The sequence below is a fragment of the Pseudoxanthomonas fibrivorans genome (assembly GCF_041464125.1).
GTDB lineage: Bacteria > Pseudomonadota > Gammaproteobacteria > Xanthomonadales > Xanthomonadaceae > Pseudoxanthomonas.
On the sequence record NZ_JBGNUG010000001.1, the window covers coordinates 2,551,165 to 2,576,366 of the forward strand.

At 72.3% G+C, this 25,202-nt stretch carries 24 protein-coding genes and 1 tRNA gene; 15 read left to right on the plus strand and 10 right to left on the minus strand.

Features of this window, described 5'->3' with window-relative positions; all coding sequences use genetic code 11:
* The first annotated feature begins 71 nt into the window (after positions 1–71).
* The 3 genes from ACA089_RS11790 to ACA089_RS11800 all read left to right on the plus strand — a co-directional run bounded on the left by ACA089_RS11790 (position 72) and on the right by ACA089_RS11800 (position 5,238).
* Positions 72–2,231 carry a S46 family peptidase gene (locus tag ACA089_RS11790; RefSeq protein ID WP_372016993.1) on the plus strand — a complete coding sequence of 720 codons (2,160 nt, stop codon included), beginning with the start codon at positions 72–74 and terminating at the stop codon, positions 2,229–2,231.
* Between the two features lie 26 nt (positions 2,232–2,257).
* On the plus strand, positions 2,258–2,740 hold the full coding sequence (locus tag ACA089_RS11795) for a GNAT family N-acetyltransferase (RefSeq protein WP_372016995.1): 483 nt from the start codon (positions 2,258–2,260) through the stop codon (positions 2,738–2,740).
* Between the two features lie 143 nt (positions 2,741–2,883).
* A complete protein-coding gene (locus ACA089_RS11800) occupies positions 2,884–5,238 on the plus strand; it encodes a Tex family protein (RefSeq protein ID WP_372016997.1) in 2,355 nt (784 codons plus the stop codon).
* A 92-nt stretch (positions 5,239–5,330) separates the two neighbouring features.
* On the opposite strand, the gene ACA089_RS11805 is transcribed toward ACA089_RS11800, so the two are convergent.
* Positions 5,331–5,690, minus strand: a complete 360-nt coding sequence (locus ACA089_RS11805; protein WP_372016999.1) for a carboxymuconolactone decarboxylase family protein — start codon at positions 5,688–5,690, stop codon at positions 5,331–5,333.
* Between the two features lie 88 nt (positions 5,691–5,778).
* Between ACA089_RS11805 and ACA089_RS11810 the strand changes: the two genes are divergently transcribed.
* On the plus strand, positions 5,779–6,090 hold the full coding sequence (locus ACA089_RS11810; RefSeq protein WP_372017001.1) for an ArsR/SmtB family transcription factor: 312 nt from the start codon (positions 5,779–5,781) through the stop codon (positions 6,088–6,090).
* Positions 6,091–6,104: 14 nt separating this feature from the next.
* Positions 6,105–6,629 carry a rhodanese family protein gene (locus ACA089_RS11815; protein ID WP_372017003.1) on the plus strand — a complete coding sequence of 175 codons (525 nt, stop codon included), beginning with the start codon at positions 6,105–6,107 and terminating at the stop codon, positions 6,627–6,629.
* 13 nt (positions 6,630–6,642) lie between these two features.
* On the opposite strand, the gene ACA089_RS11820 is transcribed toward ACA089_RS11815, so the two are convergent.
* On the minus strand, positions 6,643–7,608 hold the full coding sequence (locus tag ACA089_RS11820; RefSeq protein ID WP_372017005.1) for a cation diffusion facilitator family transporter: 966 nt from the start codon (positions 7,606–7,608) through the stop codon (positions 6,643–6,645).
* Positions 7,609–7,676: 68 nt separating this feature from the next.
* Entirely contained in the window at positions 7,677–9,566 is a 1,890-nt protein-coding gene (mnmG, locus tag ACA089_RS11825) for a tRNA uridine-5-carboxymethylaminomethyl(34) synthesis enzyme MnmG (protein ID WP_372017007.1), read from the minus strand.
* 1,309 nt (positions 9,567–10,875) lie between these two features.
* Here mnmG and ACA089_RS11830 point away from each other — a divergent pair.
* Genes ACA089_RS11830 through ACA089_RS11840 form a run of 3 tightly spaced genes read left to right on the plus strand, consistent with a single transcriptional unit; the run spans position 10,876 to position 12,909 of the window.
* The gene (locus ACA089_RS11830; RefSeq protein ID WP_372017009.1) at positions 10,876–11,829 is read left to right on the plus strand and encodes a pyridoxal-phosphate dependent enzyme; all 954 of its coding nucleotides are present in this window, start codon (positions 10,876–10,878) and stop codon (positions 11,827–11,829) included.
* The gene (locus ACA089_RS11835) at positions 11,817–12,431 is read left to right on the plus strand and encodes a YdcF family protein (RefSeq protein ID WP_372017011.1); all 615 of its coding nucleotides are present in this window, start codon (positions 11,817–11,819) and stop codon (positions 12,429–12,431) included. The genes ACA089_RS11830 and ACA089_RS11835 overlap by 13 nt, the downstream gene beginning before the upstream one ends.
* Before the next feature lie 49 nt (positions 12,432–12,480).
* Positions 12,481–12,909 (plus strand): ketosteroid isomerase-related protein, encoded by a 429-nt coding sequence (locus tag ACA089_RS11840; RefSeq protein ID WP_372017012.1) that lies wholly within the window; start codon positions 12,481–12,483, stop codon positions 12,907–12,909.
* Between the two features lie 22 nt (positions 12,910–12,931).
* Here ACA089_RS11840 and bioC read toward each other — a convergent pair whose 3' ends face one another.
* Genes bioC through bioB form a run of 4 tightly spaced genes read right to left on the minus strand, consistent with a single transcriptional unit; the run spans position 12,932 to position 16,938 of the window.
* Complete coding sequence (gene bioC, locus ACA089_RS11845; protein ID WP_372017014.1) at positions 12,932–13,816, minus strand: malonyl-ACP O-methyltransferase BioC; 885 nt, start codon at positions 13,814–13,816, stop codon at positions 12,932–12,934.
* Between the two features lie 15 nt (positions 13,817–13,831).
* Positions 13,832–14,611, minus strand: coding sequence for a pimeloyl-ACP methyl ester esterase BioH (gene bioH, locus ACA089_RS11850; protein WP_372017016.1), 780 nt, complete (start codon positions 14,609–14,611; stop codon positions 13,832–13,834).
* 55 nt (positions 14,612–14,666) lie between these two features.
* Entirely contained in the window at positions 14,667–15,857 is a 1,191-nt protein-coding gene (gene bioF / locus ACA089_RS11855) for an 8-amino-7-oxononanoate synthase (RefSeq protein WP_372017018.1), read from the minus strand.
* 34 nt (positions 15,858–15,891) lie between these two features.
* Positions 15,892–16,938 carry a biotin synthase BioB gene (bioB, locus tag ACA089_RS11860; RefSeq protein WP_372017020.1) on the minus strand — a complete coding sequence of 349 codons (1,047 nt, stop codon included), beginning with the start codon at positions 16,936–16,938 and terminating at the stop codon, positions 15,892–15,894.
* 98 nt (positions 16,939–17,036) lie between these two features.
* Between bioB and ACA089_RS11865 the strand changes: the two genes are divergently transcribed.
* The 3 genes from ACA089_RS11865 to ACA089_RS11875 all read left to right on the plus strand — a co-directional run bounded on the left by ACA089_RS11865 (position 17,037) and on the right by ACA089_RS11875 (position 18,978).
* Positions 17,037–17,747, plus strand: coding sequence for a ComF family protein (locus ACA089_RS11865; protein WP_372017022.1), 711 nt, complete (start codon positions 17,037–17,039; stop codon positions 17,745–17,747).
* 94 nt (positions 17,748–17,841) lie between these two features.
* Entirely contained in the window at positions 17,842–18,396 is a 555-nt protein-coding gene (locus ACA089_RS11870; protein ID WP_372017024.1) for an HdeD family acid-resistance protein, read from the plus strand.
* 51 nt (positions 18,397–18,447) lie between these two features.
* On the plus strand, positions 18,448–18,978 hold the full coding sequence (locus ACA089_RS11875; protein WP_372017026.1) for an HdeD family acid-resistance protein: 531 nt from the start codon (positions 18,448–18,450) through the stop codon (positions 18,976–18,978).
* Positions 18,979–19,003: 25 nt separating this feature from the next.
* Here the strand turns inward: ACA089_RS11875 and ubiA are convergent, their stop codons facing one another.
* Complete coding sequence (gene ubiA, locus ACA089_RS11880) at positions 19,004–19,912, minus strand: 4-hydroxybenzoate octaprenyltransferase (RefSeq protein ID WP_372017027.1); 909 nt, start codon at positions 19,910–19,912, stop codon at positions 19,004–19,006.
* A 103-nt stretch (positions 19,913–20,015) separates the two neighbouring features.
* Between ubiA and kdsA the strand changes: the two genes are divergently transcribed.
* From kdsA to ACA089_RS11895, 3 genes are all read left to right on the plus strand, one after another.
* A complete protein-coding gene (kdsA, locus tag ACA089_RS11885) occupies positions 20,016–20,867 on the plus strand; it encodes a 3-deoxy-8-phosphooctulonate synthase (RefSeq protein WP_372017029.1) in 852 nt (283 codons plus the stop codon).
* 79 nt (positions 20,868–20,946) lie between these two features.
* Positions 20,947–21,023: transfer RNA gene (locus tag ACA089_RS11890), tRNA-Arg, on the plus strand.
* 181 nt (positions 21,024–21,204) lie between these two features.
* The gene (locus tag ACA089_RS11895; RefSeq protein WP_372017030.1) at positions 21,205–22,401 is read left to right on the plus strand and encodes an AGE family epimerase/isomerase; all 1,197 of its coding nucleotides are present in this window, start codon (positions 21,205–21,207) and stop codon (positions 22,399–22,401) included.
* Positions 22,402–22,438: 37 nt separating this feature from the next.
* On the opposite strand, the gene ACA089_RS11900 is transcribed toward ACA089_RS11895, so the two are convergent.
* Entirely contained in the window at positions 22,439–23,362 is a 924-nt protein-coding gene (locus ACA089_RS11900) for a carbohydrate kinase family protein (protein WP_372017031.1), read from the minus strand.
* A gap of 7 nt (positions 23,363–23,369) precedes the next feature.
* A complete protein-coding gene (locus ACA089_RS11905; protein ID WP_372017033.1) occupies positions 23,370–24,695 on the minus strand; it encodes a sugar MFS transporter in 1,326 nt (441 codons plus the stop codon).
* A 170-nt stretch (positions 24,696–24,865) separates the two neighbouring features.
* Here ACA089_RS11905 and ACA089_RS11910 point away from each other — a divergent pair, with 170 nt between their 5' ends.
* On the plus strand, positions 24,866–25,198 hold the full coding sequence (locus ACA089_RS11910) for a hypothetical protein (protein ID WP_372017035.1): 333 nt from the start codon (positions 24,866–24,868) through the stop codon (positions 25,196–25,198).
* Positions 25,199–25,202: the final 4 nt, after the last annotated feature.

The window sequence follows — 25,202 nt, forward strand, 5'->3', positions numbered from 1 at the left end:
ACCTGCGGCGGTTGTCGGCGCCGCGGCGCGCCGATACCGTCGCCGGTTCCGCTTCCACCGATGGCATCCCGATGACGCTGATCCCGCCGACGCCCGCGCGCCACGCCCTGGCCCGCGCCACCTTCGCCTGCCTGGCCCTGCTGGCCGGGCATGCCGCGGCCGACGAGGGCATGTGGATGCCCGCGCAACTGCCGCAGCTGGCCGCGCAACTGCGCGAGGCCGGCTATGCCGGCGACCCGGCCGCGCTGGCCGACCTGACCGGCGCACCGCTCAACGCGGTGGTCCGTGCCGGGGGCGGCACCGGCGCCTTCGTCTCCGCCGACGGGCTGGTGCTGACCAACCACCACGTCGCCTTCGGCGTGATCCAGTACAACAGCACGCCCGCGCGCAACCTGATCGACGACGGCTACGTCGCCGCGGACCGCGGCGGCGAACTGCCGGCCAACCCCGACTTCCGCGTGCTGGTCACGGTCGGCTTCGACCGGGTCACCGACCAGGTGCTCGGCGCGGCGCGCGGCAAGGACGGTCGCGCGTACTACGACGCGGTCGACGCGGCGGGCAAGCGGATCGTCGCCGAGTGCGAACGCGAGGCCGGCGTGCGCTGCAGCGTGGCCAACATGTACAGCGGCACCGATTTCTACCGGATCCGGCAGCTGGAGCTGCGCGACCTGCGCCTGGCCTACGCGCCGCCGCGCGCGATCGGCAACTTCGGCGACGAGATCGACAACTTCATGTGGCCCCGCCACACCGGCGACTTCACCCTGCTGCGCGCCTACGTCGGCAAGGACGGCAGGCCCGCCGCGCATTCGCCGGACAACGTGCCCTACCAGCCGCCGTCGCACCTGCAGGTGGCTTCCGACGGGCCGCGCGAGGGCGACTTCGCCATGCTCGCCGGCTACCCCGGCGTCACCTACCGGCACCGCACCGCGGCCGAGTTCGCCGAACAGGTCGAATGGACGCTGCCGGCGCGGGTGGAGGTGTTCGACCGCCTGATCGCGGTGATCGAACAGGCCGGGCGCGACAGCGCACAGGCGAAGACGCTCTACGCCTCGCAGCTGCAATCGCTCAAGAACAACCGCAAGCGCGCGGCCGGCGAGCTGGAAGGCCTGCGCCGCAGCGACGCGGTGCGGCTGCGCCGCGAGGACGAGCAGGCCATGCTGGCCCATACCGCCGCCGGCCAGCGCCGCGACCTGGCCGCACTGGACCGCGTGCTCGACGGCGCGTCCGCGGTCCGCGAACGCGACCAGGTGCTGGGCCTGCTGGCCACCCAGACCCAGCTGCTGCGCTCGGCATTGCAGCTGGAGCGCCTGCGGCTGGAAGCGGCCAGGCCGGACGCGCAGCGCGAAAGCGGCTACCAGGCGCGCGACCTGGCGCTGATCGAAGGCACGCTCAGGCAGGTGCAGCGCCGCTACGACCCGCAGGTGGAGAAGGCGCTGCTGCGCGCGCTGCTGGCCCGCTACCAGGCGCTCCCGGACGCGCAGCGCGTGCCCGAGTTCGACGCCGCCTTCGGCCGCACCGCGGGCGAGCTGGACCAGGCGCTCGCTGCGCTGTACGCCGGCACGACGCTTGGCGACGAGGCGGTGCGCCTGGCGCGGTTCGCCGAAGCGCGCGAGGGCCGTCGCCTGCAGGCCGATCCGCTGCTGGCGCTGGCCGCCCGCCTGGTGCCGGCCCAGCTGCGCCTGGAAGACGAACGCAAGGCCCGCGACGGCGAGCTGCTGCGCCTGCGCCCGGCCTACATGGCCGCGCTGGCCGCGTGGCGGGAACGCCAGGGCCGGCCGCTGTACCCGGACGCCAACGGCACCCTGCGGGTCAGTTACGGCCGGCTGGAGCGGCTGCAGCCGCGCGACGCGGTGACCTACGCGCCGGTGACCACCGTGGCCGGCATCGCCCAGAAGCACACCGGGCAGGTGCCGTTCGACGCGCCGGCGCCACTGCTCGCGGCGATCGCCAGGGGCGACTTCGGCGGCACCGCCGATGCCGCGCTGGGCACCCAGCCGGTCAACTTCCTCACCAACCTGGATACCACCGGCGGCAATTCCGGCTCCCCGGTACTCAATGCCCGCGGCGAACTGGTCGGCCTGAACTTCGACAGCAACTGGGAAGCGGTCAGCGCCAGCTGGTGGTTCGACCCGCGCTACAAGCGCGCGATCCACGTCGACATGCGCTACATGCGCTGGCTGATGGGGGAGGTCTATCCGGCGCCGCACCTGTTGCGGGAAATGGGTTTGTGAGCGGGCCGACGGGCACGTCCCCCCGCGTGTCCGTCCGCCGGTTCGAGCCGGCGGATCCGCCGGCGCTGCGCCGGGTGTTCATGTCGTCGATCCACGGCCTCGCCAAGGGCTTCTACTCGCGCGAGCAGCTCGAGGCCTGGGCGCCGCCGGCGTACGACGCGCGGCAGTGGGCCGCCAGGATCGGCGCGCTGCGACCGTACGTCGCCGTGGTCGACGGCGAGGTGGCCGGCTACGCCGACCTGCAGGCGTCGGGCCACATCGAGCACTTCTTCGTGGCGGAGGCATTCTCCGGCCGCGGGGTCGGCGCCGCGCTGATGGCCCGCATCCACCGGACGGCGGCGCGACGCGGCACCGCGCGGCTGTCGGCGTGCGTGAGCGCCGCCGCGGAAGCCTTCTTCATCCGCCATGGCTTTTCGGTCGTGCAGCGCCAGTCGGCCACCATCAACGGGGTTTCGCTGGACAACGCACTGATGGCCCGGACCCTGGCCCGCGGTCCAGAGCGCCGCTGAGCACGCGCGGGCGGCGGCGTCCGTCGCCATCGCATCGCACCCGCCATGTCCGCGCCGGAGGATCGCCGCTTGTCAACGGCTTACATCGGGCCGGCCCCGTTGCCACAATCGGATTCCGCTTTCCGCCACAGAATCCGCTGTCCATGACCGAACTCTCCGCCGCGCTCGCCCGCAAGATCGCCCAGACCATCGCCGGGGAGATCGGCGCGCAGCCCGCGCAGGTCGTCTCCGCCGTCGGCCTGCTCGACGAGGGCGCGACCGTGCCGTTCATCGCCCGCTACCGCAAGGAGGTCACCGGCGGCCTGGACGACACCCAGCTGCGCAACCTCGAAGTGCGCCTGGCCTACCTGCGCGAGATGGAAGACCGGCGCGCGGCGATCCTGGCCAGCATCGGCGAGCAGGGCAAGCTGACCGACGCGCTGCGCGGCGAGATCGAAGCCGCCGACAGCAAGTCGCGCCTGGAAGACCTGTACCTGCCCTACAAGCAGAAGCGCCGCACCCGCGCCCAGATCGCGCGCGAGGCAGGGCTGGAGCCGCTGGCCGACGGCCTGCTCGCCGATCCGTCGCAGGTCCCGGAGGAGTTTGCCGCCGGCTTCGTCGACGCCGAAAAGGGGGTGGCCGACGCCAAGGCCGCGCTGGAAGGTGCGCGCGCGATCCTGATCGAGCGCTGGGGCGAGGATGCCGCGCTGCTCGGCGAACTGCGCCAGTGGCTGGACGGCAACGGCGTGATCCGGGCCAAGGTGGTCGAGGGCAAGGAAGCGGCCGGCGAGAAGTTCCGCGACTACTTCGACCATGCCGAGCCGCTGGCGAAGATTCCCTCGCACCGCCTGCTGGCGCTGTTCCGCGGCCGCCGTGAGGAGTTCCTGCAGCTCGAGCTCGAGCCGGGCAGCGACGTCGAGGCCGGCAATGCGTACGCCGAGGGCCGCATCGCGCGCCAGGCCGGGATCGAGGACCGGGGCCGCGCCGCCGACGCCTGGCTGCGCAACGCCTGCCGCCTTGCCTGGCGCGCCAAGATCCACATGCACCTGCTGCTGGACCTGTTCAACCAGGCCCGCGAGAAGGCCGAGGCCGAGGCGATCGCGGTGTTCGGCGACAACCTCAAGGACCTGCTGCTGGCCGCGCCCGCCGGGCCGAAGGCCGTGCTCGGCCTGGACCCGGGCCTGCGCACCGGCGTCAAGGTCGCCGTCGTCGACGCCACCGGCAAGCTGGTCGCCACCGACACGATCTACCCGCACGAGCCCAAGCGGCAGTGGGATGCTTCGCTGGCCTCGCTGCGCAAGCTGTGCGTCGCCCACGGCGTGCAGCTGGTGGCGATCGGCAACGGCACCGCCTCGCGCGAGACCGACAAGCTCGCCGGCGACCTGCTCAAGCTGCTGCCCGAGCTGAAGATGCAGAAGATCGTGGTCAGCGAAGCCGGCGCGTCGGTCTATTCGGCCTCGGAACTGGCGGCGAAGGAGTTCCCGGGCCTGGACGTGTCGCTGCGCGGCGCGGTCTCCATTGCCCGGCGCCTGCAGGATCCGCTGGCCGAGCTGGTCAAGATCGAACCCAAGGCCATTGGCGTGGGCCAGTACCAGCACGACGTGGACCAGTACCGGCTGGCGCGTGCGCTGGACGCCCGGGTCGAGGATTGCGTGAACGCGGTCGGCGTCGACGTGAACACCGCCTCGGCGGCGCTGCTGGCGCGCGTGTCCGGGCTGTCGACGACGGTGGCCGAGAACATCGTCGCGCACCGCGACCAGAACGGCCGCTTCGCCTCGCGCAAGGCGCTGCTGAAGGTGCCGCGGCTGGGCGAAAAGACCTTCGAGCAGTGCGCCGGCTTCCTGCGCATCGCCGACGGCGACGAGCCGCTCGATGCCTCTTCGGTGCATCCGGAAGCCTATCCGGTGGTCGAGCGGATCCTGGCCGGCAGCGGCCGCGCGGTGAAGCAGATCATCGGCGACGGCGCGTTCCTGCGCGCGCTCAAGGCCGAGCAGTTCACCGACGAGAAGTTCGGCCTGCCGACCGTGCGCGACATCCTCAAGGAGCTGGAGAAGCCCGGTCGCGACCCGCGCCCCGAGTTCAAGGCGGCGAAGTTCGCCGACGGCGTGGAGGACATCAAGGACCTGCGCCCGGGCATGATCCTGGAGGGCGTGGTCAGCAATGTCGCGGCGTTCGGCGCGTTCGTCGACATCGGCGTGCACCAGGACGGCCTGGTGCACATTTCCGCGCTGTCCGACCGCTTCGTGAAGGACCCGCGCGAAGTGGTGAAGGCCGGCGACATCGTCAAGGTGAAGGTGCTGGAGGTGGACGTGGCGCGCAAGCGCATCGCCCTGACCCGGCGCATGGACGACGAGCCCGGGCAGGCGACATCGCGCCCGGGCGGCGAGCGCGACGCACGCCGCGAGGGCGGGCGCCCGGGTGGACAGCCACGTGAGAACCGCGGCGCGCCGCGCCCGCAGCAGGCTGCGCCCTTCAACAGCGCCATGGCCGACGCGCTCAAGGGACTGCGCCGCAGCTGACCGGCGTGGAGCGGGCAGGCCCGCTCCGTCCTGGCACGCTTCGATGCGCGCGGCAGCCGGCCGGACCCGGAGGCTGCGCGACCGGCGGTCGATCAGGCCGCTGCGGCGGCCCCGCCGAATTCCTCGTAGGCCGCCATCGCGTTGGCGGCGTACATCAACGACGGGCCGCCGCCCATGTACACGGCGACGCCGAGCATCTCGCGGAATTCCTGTGACGTGGCGCCAAGCCGCACCAGCGCCTTGGCGTGGAAGCCCAGGCAGGCATCACAGCGGTTGGCCACGCCGATCGCCATGGCGATCAGCTCCTTGGTCTTCTCGTCCAGTGCGCCCGGCGCCAGCGCGGCCTTGCCCAGCGCGCCGAAGCCCTGCATGACGTCGGCGTTGTGGGTGCGCAGCGGGGCCAGGTTGCGCGATACCTCGCGGGTCAGTTCCTGGTAGGAAGCGGTACTCATGTGCTGTCTCCATCGGTCCGGGCCGGTTGCCCATGCCGTCCAATATATTAGTTATTGCTAATTTAGCAATGGCTGATATGATGGCGGCATGAACACGAAACGCCGGGACCGGAAGTTCATGGAGCAGGGCGCCAGCCAGGCCGCGGCGATGCTGCGCGCGATCGGCAACGAACAGCGTCTCCTGCTGCTGTGCCTGCTGATCGAGCACGGCGAGATGAACGTCGGCCAGATGCAGGCGCAGGTGGACCTGAGCCAGTCGGCGCTGTCCCAGCACCTGGCGCGGATGCGTGCCGACGGCCTGGTCGCCTGCCGCCGCGAGGGCCAGTCGGTGCATTACCGCATCGACGACCCGCGCGTCGAAACCCTGGTGTCCGCGCTCAAATCCGTGTTCTGCCCCTGAAAGCCGAGAGCCACATGAAGACCGTTGACCCCCGCGCCGCCCTCGCCCTCATCGAGCAGGGCGCTCTGCTCGTCGACATCCGCGATGCCGACGAGCACGCGCGCGAACGCATTCCGGGCGCCTGCTGCATCCCGCTGGAGCACGTGGGCTCGGCGCCACAGCTGCAACAGGCGCCGGGCCGGACGATCGTGTTCCATTGCCGTTCCGGCATGCGCACCCGCGCCAATGCCGCCGCCCTTGAAGCCGCCAGCCCCGGCTGCCCTGCCTATGTGGTCGCCGGTGGCCTGGACGCATGGAAGCAGGCCGGCCTGCCGGTGGTCCGCAATGCGCGCGCACCGCTGGAACTGATGCGCCAGGTGCAGATTGCCGCGGGCAGCCTGGCCCTGCTCGGCGCGGTACTGGCGGCGACGATGTCGCCGTGGTTCCTGCTGCTGTCCGGCTTCGTCGGTGCCGGTCTGATGGTGGCCGGCCTGACCGGGTTCTGCGGCATGGCCCGGCTGCTGGTGCACATGCCCTGGAACCGCGCGCTGCGCGGCTGAGGACACCTGCCCGCTACTCGGCCCACTCGCGATCGGTGGTGAAAACGATCGTCAGCCACCGGTCCGGCGAATCCCCGCCGATCGCCTCGCCGATCTCGTCGCGCAGGGCATCCCATGCTTCCAGCGCGCGCGGCGGCCAGCCTGCGGGAACGATGAAATACAGCTCGATCTGGCGACCCCGCCCGACCTTGGCCACGTAGGCGCGATAGGACAGGAAACCGTGCCGCTCGACGATCCGTTGCGCGACGGCGTCGACGTGATGCTTGAGCGCGGCCGGCGTCACCAGCAGGATCTCCGAGAGCGCCTGCCGGACCGCACGCAGCGGGATCGGGAAGATCGCCAGGCACACCAGCGCCAGCACCGCCGGGTCGACATAAGGCGATATCCATTCCAGCGAGGTACCCTGGATCGCCAGGCCGATGACGAAGGCGACGAGCAGGGCAGCGGTGATCGCCGCCGACATCAGCCAACCGCGCACATCCATCGCGATCAGTTCCGAACGCAGGCGACGATTGGCGCGCCGGCCATACCAGGCCATCGCCAGGCTGATCGCCACCGTGGCCCCTGCGTAGATGGTCGCCTGGCCGAAGTGCAGCGGGCGACCGCCGGCGAGGAAGCTGCCGATCGCATTGATGAAGGCGTAGACCGCCGCCCCCGACATCAGCATGCCGGCGGCGCCGACCACCATCGGTTCCAGGTGCCAGAAGCCCATCGTGAACTTCTCGGCCAAGCGCCGGTCCTGCGATTCGCCCGCGGTGTGGCTGGCGATCAGGTTGACCACCAGCAGCGCGACCACGCTCGTCGCGCCGTCCGCGAGCGAGTAGATGCCATCGAACACGATCGCGTAGGACCCGGACAGCAGGCCGAAGACGATGCCGAGCGCCGCCACCAGCACCGTGGCGGCGATGGAGAAGCGCAGCACGCGCTGCTCGCCGCCGGGGGTGGGGACTTCCCGCGCGGGGCTGGAAGGATCGCTCATCGGCCCAGCCTGCCGCAGCTCGCTCCCGCGCGCCACTGCAGCCGGGGGACCACCCGGCCCCGGGCCGGTCAGGCGACGCGGCTGCGGCGCAGGCGTTCCAGGTGCACCAGCAGCAGCGAGATCGCCGCCGGGGTCATGCCGGGGATGCGCTGGGCCTGGCCGATGGTCTGCGGCCGCACGCGCTCCAGCTTCTGCTGGACCTCGGCCGACAGGCCGCGCACGGCGGCGTAGTCGAACCTCGCCGGGATCGCGGTGTCCTCGTGGCGCTGCTGGCGCGCGATCTCCTCGCGCTGGCGATCCAGGTAGCCGGCGTACTTCACCGCGATCTCGACCTGCTCGGCGACCTGGGGATCGTCCACGCCGGGACCGAGCGATGGCACCCTCATCAGAGACGCATAGCCCAGCTCGGGGCGCTTGATCAGGTCCAGCGCGCTGGTTTCGCGGCTGACCGCCACGCCCAGTACGGCCTCGACCTCGCGCCCGAGGGCGTTGGCCGGGGTCGCCCACAGCGCGCGCAGGCGCTGCTGCTCGAGGTCGATCTCTGCGCGCTTGGCCTCGAACCGCGCCCAGCGCACCTCGTCCACCACGCCCAGCTCGCGACCCTTCGCGGTCAGGCGCAGGTCGGCGTTGTCCTCCCGCAGCTGCAACCGGTACTCGGCGCGGCTGGTGAACATCCGGTACGGCTCGGTGGTGCCGTGGGTGATCAGGTCGTCGACCAGCACGCCGAGGTAGGCCTCGTCGCGGCGCGGCGACCAGCCTTCATGGCCGTGCACGAAGCGCGCGGCGTTCAGGCCCGCCAGCAGGCCCTGCGCGGCCGCTTCCTCGTAGCCGGTGGTGCCGTTGATCTGGCCGGCGAAGAACAGGCCCGCCACCAGCTTGGTCTCCAGCGTCGCCTTCAACCCGCGTGGATCGAAGAAGTCGTATTCGATCGCGTAGCCGGGCCGGGTGATGTGCGCGTTCCCGAAGCCGCGGATCGAGCGCACCAGCTCCAGCTGGACGTCGAACGGCAGCGAGGTGGAGATGCCATTGGGGTAGATCTCCACGACGTCCAGCCCCTCGGGCTCGACGAAGATCTGGTGGCTGGCCTTCTCGGCGAAGCGCACCACCTTGTCCTCGATCGAGGGGCAGTAGCGCGGGCCGATGCCTTCGATCTGGCCGGTGTACAGCGGCGACCGGTCGAGCGCACCGCGGATGATCTCGTGGGTACGCTCGGAGGTATGGGTGATCCAGCACGACACCTGGCGCGGATGCTCGCGCACGTCGCCGAGGAACGACATCACCGGCATCGGGTCGTCGCCGGGCTGCTCGTCCATCACCGAGTAGTCCAGCGTGCGACCGTCGATGCGCGGCGGCGTACCGGTCTTGAGCCGGTCGATCGCGAAGGGCCGCTCGCGCAGGCGCGCGGCCAGGGTCGTGGCCGGCGGGTCGCCCATGCGCCCGGCGGTGTACTGGGTCTCGCCGATGTGGATCTTGCCGGCAAGGAAGGTGCCGGCGGTCAGGACCACGGCCGGGGCCTCGAAACCCAGGCCGGTCTGGGTGATCGCGCCGCGGACCGCATCGCCCTCGATGACGAGATCGTCGACCGCGGCCTGGAACACGGTCAGGTTGGCCTGGCCCTCGACGATGCGCCGGATCGCGCTGCGGTACAGCGCGCGGTCGGCCTGGCAGCGCGTGGCGCGTACCGCGGGGCCTTTGCTCGCGTTGAGCGTGCGCCACTGGATGCCGGCCAGGTCGGCCGCATGCGCCATCGCCCCGCCGAGCGCGTCGATTTCCCGGACCAGGTGGCCCTTGCCGATGCCACCGATGGCCGGGTTGCAGCTCATCGCACCCACGGTCTCGATGTTGTGGGTCAGCAGCAGGGTGCGTGCGCCCGCGCGCGCGGCCGCGAGCGCGGCCTCGGTGCCGGCATGGCCGCCGCCAATCACGATCACGTCGTAGTGGTGGAAGGACTGGGTCATGGAGAACGCCGTCGCCGGGATCGGGCCCCGGGGCACTGCAGGGCGCGTGATTTTACCGCCGCATGCCTGGTCCGGCGGCCCGGGATTGGCACGCTTCCTGCTGCAACCATCACGTGCACCCATCGCGGCAATGCGTCGGGGGCGCGGGCTGGAATTGGAACAGGGGCCAGCCACGCGCGCGATGGGGAAGCCGGGGGGCCGGCAGTCGGGGGACTGCCGGCCCCATTTTTTTGCCCGGCCCCCTGGACTGTGACCGAGGCCACAAAAAGAGACAGCCCGGCCGGAGCCGGGCTGTCGCAGGGGCGTCGACGTCCGACAGGGCCGGAACAGGGGGGATCCAGATTTCCCTGCCGGACATCGACATGGACTTGGCCGTGCGGGTCACAACATGACGCGCCCGGTCACCTTGCCGCGCTAGCTTGCGACCGAAAACCGGGCAGTGCAAGCGCTAATTCAGGGCTCGACCGTGTCCCGCGTCCCACTCCGCGGCCTGTTCGACTCGCGGGATTCGGATGTCCGCTGGCCGCCCCGCTCCATGCTCCGTTCGCTTCGTGGCGAGGCACCGGGGCCGTTGCCATGGCGCGGCCCGGCGACGCGATAGGCGGGCGGCTGGGACGGGGGCGCGTTGAGCGCCGGTCGTGGACCGCGCGGCGATTCTGCCGACCCCGGGCCGAAGCCGTATGCGCCGGGCCGAGGCTGCCGCCGCGGCTCGTTCTCCTCGACGCCGCGGCGCAGGCGCTCGAGATCGCGCCATGGGGCCCGGTCCGGGTCAGGCCCGTGGCTCGACACCGGTGGCGGCCGGTGGCCCGGACCCTGGCCATGGTCTGGTCGCGGCGGACGGGGGTAATGGGTGGGGGGACGGGAATGCGGGTAATAGGGCCGGTAGCCCGGATGACGGGGATAGCCGTAGCCATAGCCGGGGCCGTAGCCGTAACCCGGGCCGTATCCATATCCGTACCCGTAGCCCAGCCCGAACGAGAGGCCCGGGGAATAGCGGTAGTACGGGGCGCCATAGCCGTACACGCCGTAGCCATAGGACGGGTACACGTAGCGGGTCGAGGATCCGCCGGAGTAGTAGCCTCCGCCGTCATCCACGTAGCCGTAGGTCGTGCAGCCTCCCAGCGCCAGCGCGCACGCCAGACCCGCCAGCAGTCGTAGTTTCATGGTGTCCCCCCGTCGCATGTAGCGCCAGCTTCGACGCCGCGGATTGAATCCGTGCTTAATCCTGCCGGCGCCGACCTGTCGCGCTCAGGCAACGGACAGCGCCGGCGCGCTCGGCCGTGCCGGCGCGATAGGCTACCCTTCACGCATGACCGACCTGCCCGCCGCCGACGACGTCCTCGCCGCCGCCGCCCGGATCGCCGGACACGCCACCGTCACCCCCGTCCTGCACTCGCGCGCGCTCGATGCGATGGCCGGCTGCACGCTGGCATTCAAGGCCGAACACCTCCAGCGCGGCGGTGCGTTCAAGTTCCGTGGCGCCTGCAATGCGGTGTGGTCGTTGCCGGCCGGGGTGGCCGGGCGCGGCGTGGTGACCCACTCCTCCGGCAACCACGGGGCGGCGCTGGCGCTCGCGGCCCGCGACCGCGGCATTCCGTGCCACGTGGTCGTGCCCGAGGGCGCGGTCGCGGCGAAGCTGGCCAACATCCAGCGCCATGGCGCGACCCTCTGGCGCTGCGAGCCCACCCAGGCGGCGCGTGAAGCGATGTGCGCGCAGGTGCAGGAGGGCACCGGCGCCACCCTGGTCCATCCCTATGCCGATCCGCAGGTGATCGCCGGGCAGGGCACGGCGACGCTCGAACTGGTCGGCCAGTCCGGCGCGCCGGAGATCATGGTGGTGCCGGTCGGCGGCGGGGGGCTGGCCGCGGGCACCGCGCTCGCCCTGTCCGCGGTCGCGCCGGACTGCCGCCTGCTCCTGGCCGAACCGGCGGGGGCCGCCGACACCGCCGCATCCCTGGCCGCCGGCGAGCGCCGGATCGAGTTCGTGCCCGACACCGTGTGCGACGGCCTGCGTGGCGCGCTGGGTGCCCCCAACTTCAGCCTGCTGCATGCCGCGGGCGCGGAGGTGGTGGTGGTCGACGACGCGGACACGATCGCGGCGATGCGCCTGGCCTGGCAGGTGCTCAAGCAGGTCATCGAGCCTTCGTCGGCGGTGGCGCTGGCGGCCGTGCTGGCGCAGCCGGAGCGCGTCGCCGGACGCCGCGTCGGCATGGTGCTGTCGGGCGGCAATGTCGACCTCGGGGCGCTGCCTTGGCACGGTTGAGGGGTCGCCGCAGGCGCGGCTGGGGCGGCTGGCTGTGGCGCCTGGCGCTGCTGGTCCTGCTGTGGCTGGCCGCGGTCGCCACGTGGATCGTCTGGGTCGGCCAGCGCGACCAGGCCGGGCCGGCCGACGCGATCATCGTGCTCGGCGCCGCCGCCTACGACGCCCGCCCTTCGCCCGTGTTCCAGGAACGCATCCGCCATGGACTGGACCTGTACCGCCGCGGGTACGCGCCGGTGCTGCTGTTCACCGGCGGCTACGGCGGCAGCCGTGCGCGCTTCTCCGAATCCCAGGTCGCCCGGCGCTATGCCCTGCAGCAGGGCATTCCCGAATCGGCGATCCTGATCGAATCGGTCTCGCGCACGACCCGCGAGAACCTGCTGCAGGCCCGCCAGCTGATGCAGGAGCGCGGGCTGCACCGCGCGATCGTGGTCAGCGACCCGCTGCACATGGCGCGCGCGCTGCGCCTGAGCCGCGAGCTGGGCATCGACGCGGTCGGTTCGCCGACCCCGAGCACGCGCTTCCGCACCGTGCAGACGCAGTGGCGCTTCCTCTTGCAGGAGGTCTACTTCTTCCATCGCGACCTGGTCCTGCGCGCGGCGTGAGGACAGCGCGGCGTATGATGCCTGCCCCGACGAGGCAAGGCCCCCGACGATGAAGATCGATGGCACCCGCCGCCAGGACCGCGCGATCGAGCTGGTGCTGGCCTACTACGCGGCCTTCAACCGCGGCGACCGCGAGGCGATGCTGGCCCTGCTCGCCGACGACGTCGCCCATGACCTCAACCAGGGCGCGCGCGAGACCGGCAAGGCCGCATTCGACGCGTTCATGAAGCGCATGGACGCCAGCTACCGGGAACAGCTGCAGGACATCGTGGTCCTCGCCTCGCAGGACGGCGACCGCGCCGCGGCCGAGTACGTGGTGCACGGCCGGTACCTGCGCGACGACGAAGGCCTGCCGCCCGCGCGCGGGCAGGAATACGTGCTGCCCGGCGGGGCGTTCTTCGACATCCGCGACGACCGCATCGCGCGGGTGAGCAACTACTACAACCTGCAGGACTGGATCGCCCAGGTTTCGCGCTGACCGCCGCCGGCGCGCCAGGCGCTCACGGCTGGCGGCGGCGGATCGGGATCTGCGAGAGCGGCACCGCGGCGACCTCGTGTCCCCCCTCGCGGATCGGCGCGCCCGGCGCGGGCGACCAGGCCTGGGCGTAGATCACCTCCCAGCTGCTCGGCAAACGTCCTGCGCCATCGCGCAGCGGCTCGTAGGCCGCCGCCGCCGCCGCGAAGCGCGCCCGCCCGGTGAGGCTGCGACGGCGCGAGGCCAGCGCGTTGGTCGCGCCGATCGCGCGCAGTTCGTGCATCAGCGCCGGCAGGTCCGGGTAGGTCAGGGTGAACAGGTCGCGGTCGAGCACCGGATCGCGGAAGCCAGCCGCCACCAGCGCATCGCCGAAGCGGGCGATCGACGCGAACGGGCTGACATGCGGTTCGGCGTCGACCCGGCCGAAGGCGTCGCGCAGTTCGACCAGCGTCTCCGGGCCGAAGCTGGTGCACAACAGCAGCCCGTCGGGCTTGAGCACGCGGCGGAAGCCGGCGAACACCGCCGGCAGGTCCTCGACCCACTGCAGGCACAGGTTGCTGAAGATCACGTCGACGCTGCCTTCGGCCAGCGGCAGCGCGCGCGCGTCGGCGCAGACGCGGTTGAACGGCTTCCACCAGCCGGCCTGCCGCCTGGATTCGCGCAGCATCGGCAGGGCCAGGTCCAGCGCCAGCACCTGCGCTTTCGGCCAGCGCTTCTTCATCGCCGCCGAGGCGTGCCCGGTGCCGCTGCCGATGTCGAGGACCACCGACGGCACGCGGTCGTCGAGGTACTCCAGCGATTCGAGCAGGCGCGCGCGCACTTCGGCCTGCAGCGCGGCGGCCGCGTCGTAGCCGCGCGCGGCGCGCGAGAACGCGCGGCGCACCTGGCGGGGGTCGAACAGGGGGTCCATGGCGCGGCGCGAAACTCAGGAAACGGTGGGGCCGGGCTCGATATTGTCGGCGAAAGCGCCGATTTCCGCCGCTACCCGGTCGACATGGCCGAGGAACGGCGCGTGGGCGGCATGGGCCAGCTCCACGAAACGTGCGCCCGGCACGCGCGCCGCCGCCGCGGCCATGCCACGCGGGTCGACCAGCCGGTCGCGCCGCCCGGCCAGCCACAGGCTCGGCACGCGCAGCCCGGGCAGGCTGCGGCGCAGGTCGGACGACGCGAGCAGCGCCAGGCCGTCGCGCAGCGCCGCCGGGTCGGGGGCGCCGCGCTCGTGCAGCAGCGCGCGCAGGGTCTTCAGTTCCGAGCGCCCGTGCTCCGAACCCAGGGTGTCCAGGGCGATGAAGCGGTCGAGCGTGCCGGCGTAGTCGCCGGCCAGCTCGTCGCCGAAGCGGGCGAACACCTCCGGCTCCACCGCGTGCGGCCAGTCCGGCGCGCGCACGAAGCGCGGCGTCGCCGCCACCATCACCAGGCCGCGCACCGTCGGCAGCGCGGCCGCCGCGCGCAGCGCGAACAGCCCCCCGAGCGACCAGCCCAGCCAGATCGCGGGCGGCGTACGCGAGGCGATCTCGCTGGCCACGGCCGCCAGGTCGAGCGGGTCCGCCGGCCCGCGGCTGAAGCCGTGGCCCGGCAGGTCGACCAGGTGCAGGCGGAAGTGCGGCGCCAGGCGCTGCGCGAGCGGCGCGAACACGCCGCCATGCAGCGCCCAGCCATGGATCAGGACCAGGTCCGGGCCGCGGCCCAGGGTTTCGATATGCATGCCGCCATTGTCGCCGATGCCGGCGAACCGCCGGGGCCGCGAACCTGCGCAGGGCTCAGGCGACGTCGCGCACGACCCGGTCGCGGGCCTCCGCGATCGCGCCGAGCAGGGCGTTGACCTGCTGCGGCGTATGCAGCGAGGTCAGCGTCACGCGCAGGCGCGAGCGGCCTTCGGCCACGGTCGGCGGCCGGATCGCGGCGACCAGGAAGCCGGCCTGCTCCAGCGCCGCGGACATCGCCATCGCGCTCGCCTCGTCGCCGCACAGCACCGGCTGGATCGGGGTGGCGGACGGCATCAGCTCCAGGCCGAAACGGCCGGCGCCGGTGCGGAACTGCCCGACCAGCTCCTGCAGCCGCGTGCGCCGCCAGTCGTCGCGACGCGCCAGCTTCAGCGCGGCCAGCGAAGCGGCGGCCAGCGCCGGGGGCAGGGCCGTGGTGTACAGGTAGGGGCGCGCGGTGCCGGCCAGGTGCTCGACCAGGTCGGCGTCGCCGGCGACCACCGCGCCGTAGCCGCCGAGCGCCTTGCCGAGCGTGGCCAGCTGCAGGGGAACGTCGGCCACGCCCAGGCCCGCTTCGGCGACGGTGCCGCGGCCCTGCGGGCCGAGTACGCCGATGCCGTGGGCGTCGTCCACGTACAGCAGCGCGTCCTGGGTACGGGCCACCAGCGACAGGGCGCGCAGCGGGGCGACGTCGCCATCCATGCTGAAGACGCCGTCGGTGGCGAGGATCGCGGCGCCGCCGGGGGCGTTGCGCAGCTGACGCATCGCACCTTCCGGGTCCAGGTGCGGGTAGCGGCGCAGGCGCGCGCCGGCCAGGCGGGTGGCGTCGATCAGGCTGGCGTGGTTGAGCCGGTCCTGGACGCACACGTCGTCGTCCTCCAGCAGGGCCTGCTGCACGGCCAGGTTGGCGGCGAAGCCGCTGCCGAACAGCAGCGCACGCGGCACGCCGAGCCAGTCGGCCATCTCGCGCTCGAGCTGTTCGTGCAGGGCATGGTGGCCGCAGACCAGGTGCGAGGCGGTCGAACCGGTGCCCTCGCGCGAGACCGCATCCTGCAGCGCCGCGCCGACTTCGAACTGCGAGGCCAGGCCAAGGTAGTCGTTGCTGCAGAAGCCGGTCAGCCAGCGGCCGTCCACCTCGACCCGCACGCCATCGCGGCGGGTGATGGCCCGGCGCTCGCGCAGGCGGCCCTGCGCGGCCCGCTGGCGGCGCTGGGCAAGGATGCGTTCGTGGATGTCGGTCCGTGCCATCGTGTGCCCCTCCCCCCCGGGAGCGCTGCCGTGGTCAGGCCGCGCGGCCGCAGGCTGGGTCCGGCGCGGTGATGTCGGCGTGCACGGTACCGCCGGCGCCCGTGGAGGTTCCGTGATCGTGGTCACACTGGAGCGGCATCGGCTGCAGGCCCAGGCGCGCGAACAGGGCCTGGTCGCGCTCGACGTCCGGGTTGCCGGTGGTCAGGAGCTTCTCGCCATGGAAGATCGAGTTGGCGCCGGCCGCGAAGCACAGCGCCTGCAGCTCGTCGCTCATCGCCTCGCGCCCGGCCGACAGGCGCACCATCGAGCGCGGCATCGCGATCCGCGCCACCGCGATCATCCGCACGAACTCGAACGGATCCAGCTCGGCGGTGCCCGCCAGCGGCGTGCCGGCGACCTGCACCAGCCGGTTGATCGGTACCGAGTCGGGGTGCGCCGGCAGGTTGGCCAGCGCCTGCAGCAGGCCGGCGCGCTGCTCGCGGGTCTCGCCCATGCCGACGATGCCGCCGCAGCAGGTCTTGAGGCCGGCGTCGCGCACGTGTTCCAGCGTGTCCAGGCGGTCCTGGTACTGGCGGGTCCGGATCACGTCGCCGTAGAACTCCGGCGCGGTGTCCAGGTTGTGGTTGTAGTAGTCCAGGCCGGCATCGCGCAGGGCCGCGGCCTGGCCCGGCGAGAGCATGCCGAGGGTGGCGCAGGTCTCCAGGCCCAGCGCCTTCACCCCGGCGATCATCTCGGCGACCTTCGGGATGTCGCGGTCCTTCGGGCTGCGCCAGGCCGCGCCCATGCAGAAGCGCGAGGCGCCGGCGGCCCTGGCCTGGCGGGCCTTCTCCAGCACCTCGGACGCGTCCATCAGCTTGGTTGCGTCCACGCCGGTGTGATAGCGCTGGGCCTGCGGGCAGTAGCCGCAGTCCTCCGGGCACCCCCCGGTCTTCACCGACAGCAGGGTCGACACCTGGACCTGGGCCGGGTCGAAATGCTGCCGGTGCACGGCCGCGGCACGGAACAGCAGTTCGGGGAACGGCAGGTCGAACAGGGCGAGCAGTTCCTCGCGGCGCCAGTCATGGCGGATTTCCGAAGGCACGGACGGGGTTTCCTGACAGCGGCGGTGGCCGAAGCCGGGCAGTCTGGAAATCCCCGGGCCACGCTGTCAACCCGATGCCTAGCGATCAGGTTTACCACTTGCCGGCAGCGCGCGCCGGCAGGCCGCTGGACGTGCTGTCACGCCTGGCCGGCCGGATCCTGCCGCGGCGGTGCCTGGCCTGCGAGGAGCCCGGGGGGTCCGGACTGGACCTGTGCCCGGCCTGCCTGGAGGGGCTGCCGGTCCAGCGCGCGGCCTGCCTGCGCTGCGCGGTGCCGCTCGCCACGGCCGGCACCTGCGGACGCTGCCTGCAACACCCGCCCCCGCTGGCGGCGGCGCACGCGGCCCTGCTCTACGCCGCCCCGATGGACCGGCTGGTCCCGCGCTTCAAGTTCCACCGCGACCTGGCCGCCGGCCGCCTGCTGGCGCAGCTGATGGCGCATGCCTTCGCCGGTTGCGACCGGCCGCAGGCCCTGGTGCCGGTGGTCCTGCACCAGCGCCGCCTGCGCGGGCGCGGCTACGACCAGGCGCTCGAGCTCGCCCGTCCGCTCGCGGCCATCCTGCGCCTGCCGCTGCGGACGGACCTGCTGCGGCGCGTGCGCGACACGCCGGCCCAGTCGCAGCTGGACGCGGCGGCGCGGCGGCGCAACCTGCGCGGGGCGTTCGAAGTCGCCGGCGGAGACCTGCCTGCCCACGTGGCCCTGGTCGACGACGTCATGACGACAGGCGCCACCCTGCATGCCGCCGCCATCGCGCTGCGCCGGGCCGGGGTTGCGCGGGTGGACGCGTGGGTCTGCGCCCGCGTCCCGTGACGCGCCACGGACGCGTCATTTGACACTGCCGCCGCCCGGGAGTATCCCGGCGGTCGGGCCTATCCCGGCTCCCGGTCATGAGGCAGGAGGCACCATGGAAGCGGGTACTGTCGAGGAAGTGCGGCGCAGCTGGTGGGTATCGGTACTGTTCGGGCTGATCGGCATCGCCTTCGGGCTGATCACGATCGCCAAGCCGTTCCAGGCGCTGGTCGCCATGGCCTGGGCCTTCGGCATCCTCGCCCTGGCCGACGGCATCGCCAGCCTGCTGGCGATGTTCGACAAGCGGGTGGCGGTGCCCAAGCCGTGGCTGCTGCTCTACGCGATCGCCTCCATCGCCTTCGGCATCATCGCGGTCGGCAATCCCAAGGCCACCGCCGGCATCCTGTTCGTGATGCTCGCGTTCTGGCTGATCGTCGCCGGCGTGTTCCGGATCATCTTCGCCATCCGGGTCCGCAAGGAAATCGTCGGCGAATGGCTGGTCGCGCTCAGCGGCGTACTGGCGATCGTGCTGGGCATCGCCTTCCTCCGCAACCCGGCGGTCGGCCTGTTCACCACCGCGATCTGGGTCGGGGCCGGTGCGCTGGTCTATGGCCTGATGCAGGTGCTGGCGGGTTTCCGCTTCCGCAAGCACGCACCGCTGGCGGCATGAGCCGCGGGCCGGCCCCGGCCGGCCCGCTCCCGCAGCATCCTGGAGGACGTCATGTCACGAGCATGGTGGGTGTTCCTGCTGTACGGCCTGTTCGCGATCATCTTCGGCCTGTTCGCGCTGTTCCGGCCCCACTCCACGGTCTGGATGATGGTCATGGCCTTCGGCGTGCTCGCCCTGGCCGATGGCGTGGTCAGCCTGCTCAGCGTGTTCCGCAAGGACGTGGCCCTGCCGAACTGGCTGCTGGTCGTGTACGCGGCCGCCTCGATCGGCTTCGGCCTGCTGGCGCTGCTGCAGACGCAGATGGTCGCCACGGCGCTGGTGTGGCTGCTGGCGATCTGGCTGGTGGTCGCCGGCATCGCCCGGATCGTCTTCGCCGTGCAGCTGCGGCAGCTCGTCCGTGGCAACTGGCTGCTGGCGCTCAGCGGGGTGCTGGCGCTCCTGCTCGGCCTGCTGTTCATCGCGCGGCCGAACATCGGCGTGGCCACGCTCGCGGCATGGCTGGGCATCGGCGCGCTGGTCTACGGCGTCCTGCAGGTCGCGCTGGCGTTCTACATGCGCAGGCGCACCACGCGGGTGCTCTAGCCGCAGGCGCAGGACCCTGGCCGGTTCAGCCGGCCAGGGCGTAGTGCACGGCGAGGCCGGCGAACACCGCCGCGCCCACCCAGTTGTTGTGCAGGAAGGCGCGGAAGCACGCCTCGCGGCCGCGGCCGCGCGCGATCCGGAACTGCCAGGCCACCAGCACGGTGGCCGCGCCCAGCGCGATCCACCAGGCCATGCCCAGCTGCGCCTGCCGCCCGACCAGCGCCAGGGCCAGCAGGGTGAGGGCGTACAGCACGCCCTGCGCGACCAGGTCCAGGTCGCCGAACAGGATCGCGGTCGACTTCGAGCCGGCGCGCAGGTCGTCCTCGCGGTCGACCATCGCGTACCAGGTGTCGTAGCCGGTGGCCCAGAGGATGTTGGCGCAGTACAGCAGCCAGGCCACCGCCGGGACTTCGCCCTGGACCGCGGCGAACGCCATCGGGATGCCCCAGCCGAACGCCATGCCGAGGTAGACCTGCGGCAGGTAGGTATGGCGCTTGAGGTAGGGGTAGGTCGATGCGAGGAACAGGCCGGCGAAGCTCAGCCACACGGTCAACCGGTCGAGCGTCAGCACCAGCGCGAAGGCGGCCAGCATCAGCACCGCGAACACCGCCAGCGCCTCGCGCCCGGACACCGCGCCGGTCGCCAGCGGGCGTGCCTTCGTGCGTTCGACCTGGGGGTCCAGCCAGCGGTCGGCGTAGTCGTTGATCACGCAGCCGGCCGAACGGGTCAGCCAGACGCCAGCGGTGAACACGAACAGGGTCCACAGCGGCGGCACGCCGCCTGCCGCCAGCCACAGCGCCCACCAGGTCGGCCACAGCAGCAGCAGCACGCCGATCGGCCGGTCGCCGCGGACCAGCCTCCAGTACTGGCCCAGCCGCTCGCGCCAGCGCGGCACCGGTGCGCGGATCGGGGTTTCGTAGCGTTCGTAGGACATGCGCGACAGGTTAGCAGCCGCCGGCGCATCCCCATCGCGGCGCCGCGCGGCAGGGGCGGCGGCAGGCGCATAATCGGCCTCCGCATCCCCTCCGGAACCGCCGATGTCCCTGTCCGTCCAGATCGATGACCGCGTCCGCGTCGCCAACGACGCCCCGTTCGTGCTGTTCGGCGGCCTCAACGTGCTGGAGGACCTGGATTCGACCCTGTTCGCGGCGGCGCACTACGTCGAGGTCACCCGCCGGCTGGGCATCCCGTTCGTGTTTAAGGCCTCGTTCGACAAGGCCAACCGCTCCTCGATCCGCTCCTACCGCGGCGTCGGCCTCCAGGAGGGCATGCGCATCTTCCAAGAGGTGAAGGCGCGCTTCGGCATCCCGGTGATCACTGACGTACACGAGCCGGCGCAGGCCGCGCCGGTGGCCGAGGTGGTCGACGTGCTGCAGATCCCGGCGTTCCTCGCCCGCCAGACCGACCTGGTCGACGCGATCGCCCGCACCGGCCGCGCGGTCAACATCAAGAAGCCGCAGTTCCTCAGCCCGACCCAGATGAAGAACATCGCCGCCAAGATCCACGAGGCCGGCAACGGGCGGATCATCCTGTGCGAGCGCGGCGCGCAGTTCGGCTACGACAACCTGGTCGTGGACATGCTCGGCTTCCGCGAGATGATCGAGGCCACCGGCGGGCTGCCGGCGATCTTCGACGTCACCCACAGCCTGCAGCGCCGCGAGGCCGGCGCCGAGGCCTCCGGCGGGCGCCGCCGGCAGGTGGCCGAGCTGGCACGCGCCGGCATGGCGGTGGGCCTGGCCGGCCTGTTCCTCGAAGCGCACCCGGATCCGGACAACGCGCGCTGCGATGGCCCCAGCGCCCTGCCGCTGGACCGGCTCGAGCCGTTCCTGGCCCAGGTCAAGGCGCTCGACGACCTCGTCAAGGGCTTCGCGCCGCTGGACATCCGCTGATACGCCGCGACCCGGAGACAGGGGCAGCCGCACGGCGGCAGGCATCGGCGCGCACGTTTCCGCTACAATGCCCGGCCACGCGCCCGTAGCTCAGCCGGATAGAGTAGTGGCTTCCGAAGCCATTGGTCGGGGGTTCGAATCCCTCCGGGCGCGCCATCTTCGATCTGCACCGCGGCCACGACGGCCGCCGGACCCGGGTTTCCCGGCCCGCGCCCATGCGCGATCGTGACGCGGATCGCCTGCCGGCATAGCCGGTATGCGCAACCACCATAAGCCTGCTGCGGATACGGCGGGTACGCTTGCGGACGCGCCGCCTGGCGCTTCGCGCGAGCGCCGCATGCCTGCCAGCCCCACGACCACGCCCGACTTCCGCTCGCCCGGGTTCCTGCTCGGGCATGTCCGCGAGACGATGGCCTTCTACCATCCGCGCTGCATCGACCCCGCCGGCGGCTTCTTCCAGTTCTTCAAGGACGACGGCACGGTCTACGATCCGCACACGCGCCACCTGGTCAGCAGCACCCGCTTCGTCTTCAACTATTCGATGGCCTGGCAGGCGTTCGGCGACCCGGCCTACCGCGAAGCCGTGCGCCACGGGATCCACTTCCTGCGCGACGCGCACCGCAATCCGTCGACGGGCGGCTACGCCTGGGTGCTGCACGACGGCCAGGTGCAGGACGCGACCAACCACTGCTACGGCCTGGCCTTCGTCGTGCTGGCGTATGCCAAGGCGCTGGAAGCGGGCATGGAGGACGCACGCGGCTGGCTGGAGGAAACCTGGCAGCTGATGGAGCTTCGCCTCTGGGAACCCGAGCACGGCCTGTACGCCGACGAGGCGACGGCCGACTGGCAGCTCTCGGCCTACCGCGGCCAGAACGCGAACATGCATGCCTGCGAAGCGTGGCTGGCCGCCTACGAAGCCACCGGCGAGGCGCGCTACCTGCAGCGGGCGCAGCGGCTGGCGGCGAACATGACCGGCCGCCAGGCCGCCCTCGCCGGCGGCCTGGTCTGGGAGCACTACCACCGCGACTGGTCGGTAGACTGGGACTACAACCGCGGCGACCGCAGCAACATCTTCCGCCCGTGGGGCTTCCAGCCCGGGCACCAGGTCGAGTGGGCCAAGCTGCTGCTGGTCCTCGACCGCCACGCACCGGATGCGGGCCACCTGCCGCGCGCACGCGAACTGTTCGACCGCGCCGTGGCGATGGCCTGGGACGACCGCCATGGCGGCCTGGTCTACGGCAACGACACCGGAGGCGGCTTCTACGACGAGGACAAGTACTTCTGGGTGCAGGCCGAGGCGCTGGCCACCGCCGCGTTGCTGGCCGTGCGCACCGGCGAGGACGGCTACTGGCGGTGGTACGACCGCCTCTGGGACTACAGCTGGACCCATTTCGTCGACCACGACCACGGCGCCTGGTACCGCATCCTCGGCCCGGACAACCGCAAGCTCACCGACGAGAAGAGCCCCGCCGGCAAGACCGACTACCACACGATGGGCGCGTGCTACGAGGTGCTGCGGGCGCTCGGGCGCTGAGGCGCCCGACCGCGGGCGAGGGCCGCGCCGGCGCGCCTCAGGCCCGCCCGGCGTCGCACGCCAGCAGCGCTTCGACCTCGTCCCGCGACGGTGCGTGCGCGCCGGGCCGGGTGCAGGCCGCCGCCGCGGTCGCCGCGGCAAAGCGCAGGTGCGTGGCGATATGCGCATCCGGCCGCTGCAGGCGGCTGGCGAGGAAGCCGCCGATGCAGGCGTCGCCGGCGCCGACGGTGTCGGCCACGGCGACCGGGAACGCCGGCTGCCCGAGGGGCTCGCTGCCGGGCAGGTACGCGACCATGCCTGCCGCGCCACGGGTATAGAGCAGCGTCGCCGCAGGCGCGAGTCCACGCACGCGCGACAGCGCGTCGCCGGACGCCAGCGCCGGGTAGATGTGGTGCAGGTCCTCGTCCGACACCTTCAGCACCTGCGTCATCGCGGCCATGCGCTCGAACAGCGGCGGATAGTCGCTGCCCATCAGGTTGCGGCAGTTCGGATCGAAGCTGAGCGGCACGCCGGCCGCATGCAGGCGCTCGGCGATCGCCACCAGGCGCGCGCCCAGCGGCTGCCGGACCAGGCTGATGCAGCCGAAGTGGGCGACCTCGCAGGCGCGTTCCCAGCGCTCGGGCAGGGCCGCCGGGTCGAAGGCCAGGTCCGCCGAGCCGGTGAAGAAGTACTGCGGCGGCGACAGCTCGTGGACCATCGCCAGCAGCGGCGGCTGCTCCACGACCTGGATGAAGCGCGCGTCCAGGCCGGCGGCGGCCGAACGCTCGACGATCTCGCGGCCGAACAGGTCCGCGCTGGTCGAGCCGCCCCAGCCGGTGCGCACCCCGAGCGTGGCCGCCACCCGCGCCACGTTCCAGCACGCGCCGCCAGCCACGCTGTGCCAGCTCGCCGGGCCGGTGCGGACGAAGTCGGTCAGCGCCTCGCCGAAGACGATCAGGCGCGGCAGCGGCGCGTCGCCCACGGCTCGCTCAGGCCTCGGGTCCGGCGACCGCGGCCGCCACGGCAGCGGGCTCCGACGCGCGGCGGCCGAGCAGGCCGGCCTTCACCAGCAACCCGTAGCAGGCGATCCAGCCGTAGCAGACCGCCGGCACCAGCAGCGCCAGGGCGAGGCCGACGCGGTCGGCGACCACGCCGGTCAGCAGCGGCACCACCGCGCCGCCGACGATGGCCAGGCAGAGGATGCCCGACGCACCCGGCGTGTCTTCGCCCAGGCCGTCGATCGACAGGGTGAAGATGGTCGGGAACATGACCGAGTTGAACAGGCCGATCGACAGGATCGCCACCGCCGCGGCGGTGCCCTCCAGCGTGGTCGCCGCCAGCAGCGCGAGTGCCCCGGCACCGATCGCGCACGCCGCCAGCACCAGGCCCGGGGCGACGAAGCGCAGCACCCACGCGCCGATGAAGCGGCCGACCATGGCCAGGCCCCAGTACACCGCGATCAGGTTGCCGGCGGCGTGCTCGGAGGTGGTCGCGCCCACCATGATCAGGTAGTTGACCAGTGCGCTGCCGATGGCCACTTCCGCGCCGACGTAGAGGAAGATCGACAGCGCGCCCAGGCTGACCCGCGGGATGCGCAACAGGCGCAGGTAGTCGCCGTGGCCGACCGGCCGCACCGCCGGTACCGGTGCGCGGCGCACCCACCAGCACAGCGCCGCCAGGCCGAGCAGCACCGCGGCGATGATCATGTACGGCACCCGCACGTGGCCCGCCTGCTCGACGCGGAAGGCCTCCAGCGCCGGGCCACTGAGCCCGGCGGCCGGCTCGGACACCCCGGCGGCCAGGATCATCGCCGAGCCGAACAGCGGCCCGATCATCGTGCCGAACGAGTTGAACGCCTGGGCCAGGGTCAGCCGGCTGTGCGCGCGCGCCGGGTCGCCCAGCCCCGCGGCCAGCGGATTGGCCGCCACCTGGACCAGGGTGATGCCGGCGGCCAGCACGAACAGCGCGGCGAGGAAGGCCGGATACCAGCCCATCGACGCGGCCGGGGCGAACATCAGGCAGCCGCCGGCCATGACCACCAGCCCGATCACGATCCCGCGCAGGTAGCCGATCCGGCTGACCAGCAGGCCGGCCGGGACCGACACCACGAAGTAGGCGAGGAAGAAGCAGAACTGGGTCAGCATCGCCTCGGCGTAGTTCAGCGAGAACGTCGCCTTGAGCTTGGGGATCAGCACGTCGACCAGCACCGTGCAGAAACCCCAGGCGAAGAACAGCGCGATCACCAGCGGCAGCAGCCGCGGCGACCCTTTCGCCGGCGCCGCGACGCCGGATGCCTGCGTGTGGTTGATGTGCATCGCCGTACCGCCTCCCCGGGCTGTCGAAGGCGCCGATCATGGCGCATCCGCGGCGCCGGTTCCGCATATGCCGAGTCCGGCGCCGACGCATGGCCGGCTGGAATACCGCCTTCATCCGGCACCAACGCCGTGCGCGACACGCTGGATGCCCCGATCCGGAGGTCGCCCCGATGCCCCGCCTGACCCTGCCCTGCCTCGCCCTCGCCACCAGCCTGCTCGCCGCGTGCGCCGGCCCGCAGGTCGCCGGCGTCGCCCCGATCGACGGGGTGATCTCCGGCCAGTGCCATACCGACATGGTCCGCGGCGCGGTCGGCCTGGCCGCGTCGGATGCGACCATCCAGCGCGCCCGCGTCGACAGCGACAGCACCGAGGTGCAGGTGGTCGGCGGCGCCGATACCCGCACCGGTGGCGCCAGCACGCCGGTGGAGGCGACGTCCGGTGGCTCGCGGCTGACCATCCAGACCGGCCGCAACAACGCGATCACCGGCATGTCCTGCAGCTGAGGCC

Bases quoted from the DNA above. Each gene is read 5' to 3' on its own strand.
- ACA089_RS11830 (WP_372017009.1), top strand. From the start codon at position 10,876: ATGACCGACCTGCCCGCCGCCGACGACGTCCTCGCCGCCGCCGCCCGG.
- ACA089_RS11840 (WP_372017012.1), top strand. From the start codon at position 12,481: ATGAAGATCGATGGCACCCGCCGCCAGGACCGCGCGATCGAGCTGGTG.
- ACA089_RS11815 (WP_372017003.1), top strand. From the start codon at position 6,105: ATGAAGACCGTTGACCCCCGCGCCGCCCTCGCCCTCATCGAGCAGGGC.
- ACA089_RS11805 (WP_372016999.1), bottom strand. From the start codon at position 5,690: ATGAGTACCGCTTCCTACCAGGAACTGACCCGCGAGGTATCGCGCAAC.
- ACA089_RS11790 (WP_372016993.1), top strand. From the start codon at position 72: ATGACGCTGATCCCGCCGACGCCCGCGCGCCACGCCCTGGCCCGCGCC.
- bioH (WP_372017016.1), bottom strand. From the start codon at position 14,611: ATGCATATCGAAACCCTGGGCCGCGGCCCGGACCTGGTCCTGATCCAT.
- ACA089_RS11875 (WP_372017026.1), top strand. From the start codon at position 18,448: ATGTCACGAGCATGGTGGGTGTTCCTGCTGTACGGCCTGTTCGCGATC.
- ACA089_RS11820 (WP_372017005.1), bottom strand. From the start codon at position 7,608: ATGAGCGATCCTTCCAGCCCCGCGCGGGAAGTCCCCACCCCCGGCGGC.
- kdsA (WP_372017029.1), top strand. From the start codon at position 20,016: ATGTCCCTGTCCGTCCAGATCGATGACCGCGTCCGCGTCGCCAACGAC.
- ACA089_RS11810 (WP_372017001.1), top strand. From the start codon at position 5,779: ATGAACACGAAACGCCGGGACCGGAAGTTCATGGAGCAGGGCGCCAGC.
- ACA089_RS11895 (WP_372017030.1), top strand. From the start codon at position 21,205: ATGCCTGCCAGCCCCACGACCACGCCCGACTTCCGCTCGCCCGGGTTC.
- ubiA (WP_372017027.1), bottom strand. From the start codon at position 19,912: ATGTCCTACGAACGCTACGAAACCCCGATCCGCGCACCGGTGCCGCGC.
- ACA089_RS11800 (WP_372016997.1), top strand. From the start codon at position 2,884: ATGACCGAACTCTCCGCCGCGCTCGCCCGCAAGATCGCCCAGACCATC.
- bioC (WP_372017014.1), bottom strand. From the start codon at position 13,816: ATGGACCCCCTGTTCGACCCCCGCCAGGTGCGCCGCGCGTTCTCGCGC.
- ACA089_RS11870 (WP_372017024.1), top strand. From the start codon at position 17,842: ATGGAAGCGGGTACTGTCGAGGAAGTGCGGCGCAGCTGGTGGGTATCG.
- mnmG (WP_372017007.1), bottom strand. From the start codon at position 9,566: ATGACCCAGTCCTTCCACCACTACGACGTGATCGTGATTGGCGGCGGC.
- bioF (WP_372017018.1), bottom strand. From the start codon at position 15,857: ATGGCACGGACCGACATCCACGAACGCATCCTTGCCCAGCGCCGCCAG.
- ACA089_RS11905 (WP_372017033.1), bottom strand. From the start codon at position 24,695: ATGCACATCAACCACACGCAGGCATCCGGCGTCGCGGCGCCGGCGAAA.
- ACA089_RS11910 (WP_372017035.1), top strand. From the start codon at position 24,866: ATGCCCCGCCTGACCCTGCCCTGCCTCGCCCTCGCCACCAGCCTGCTC.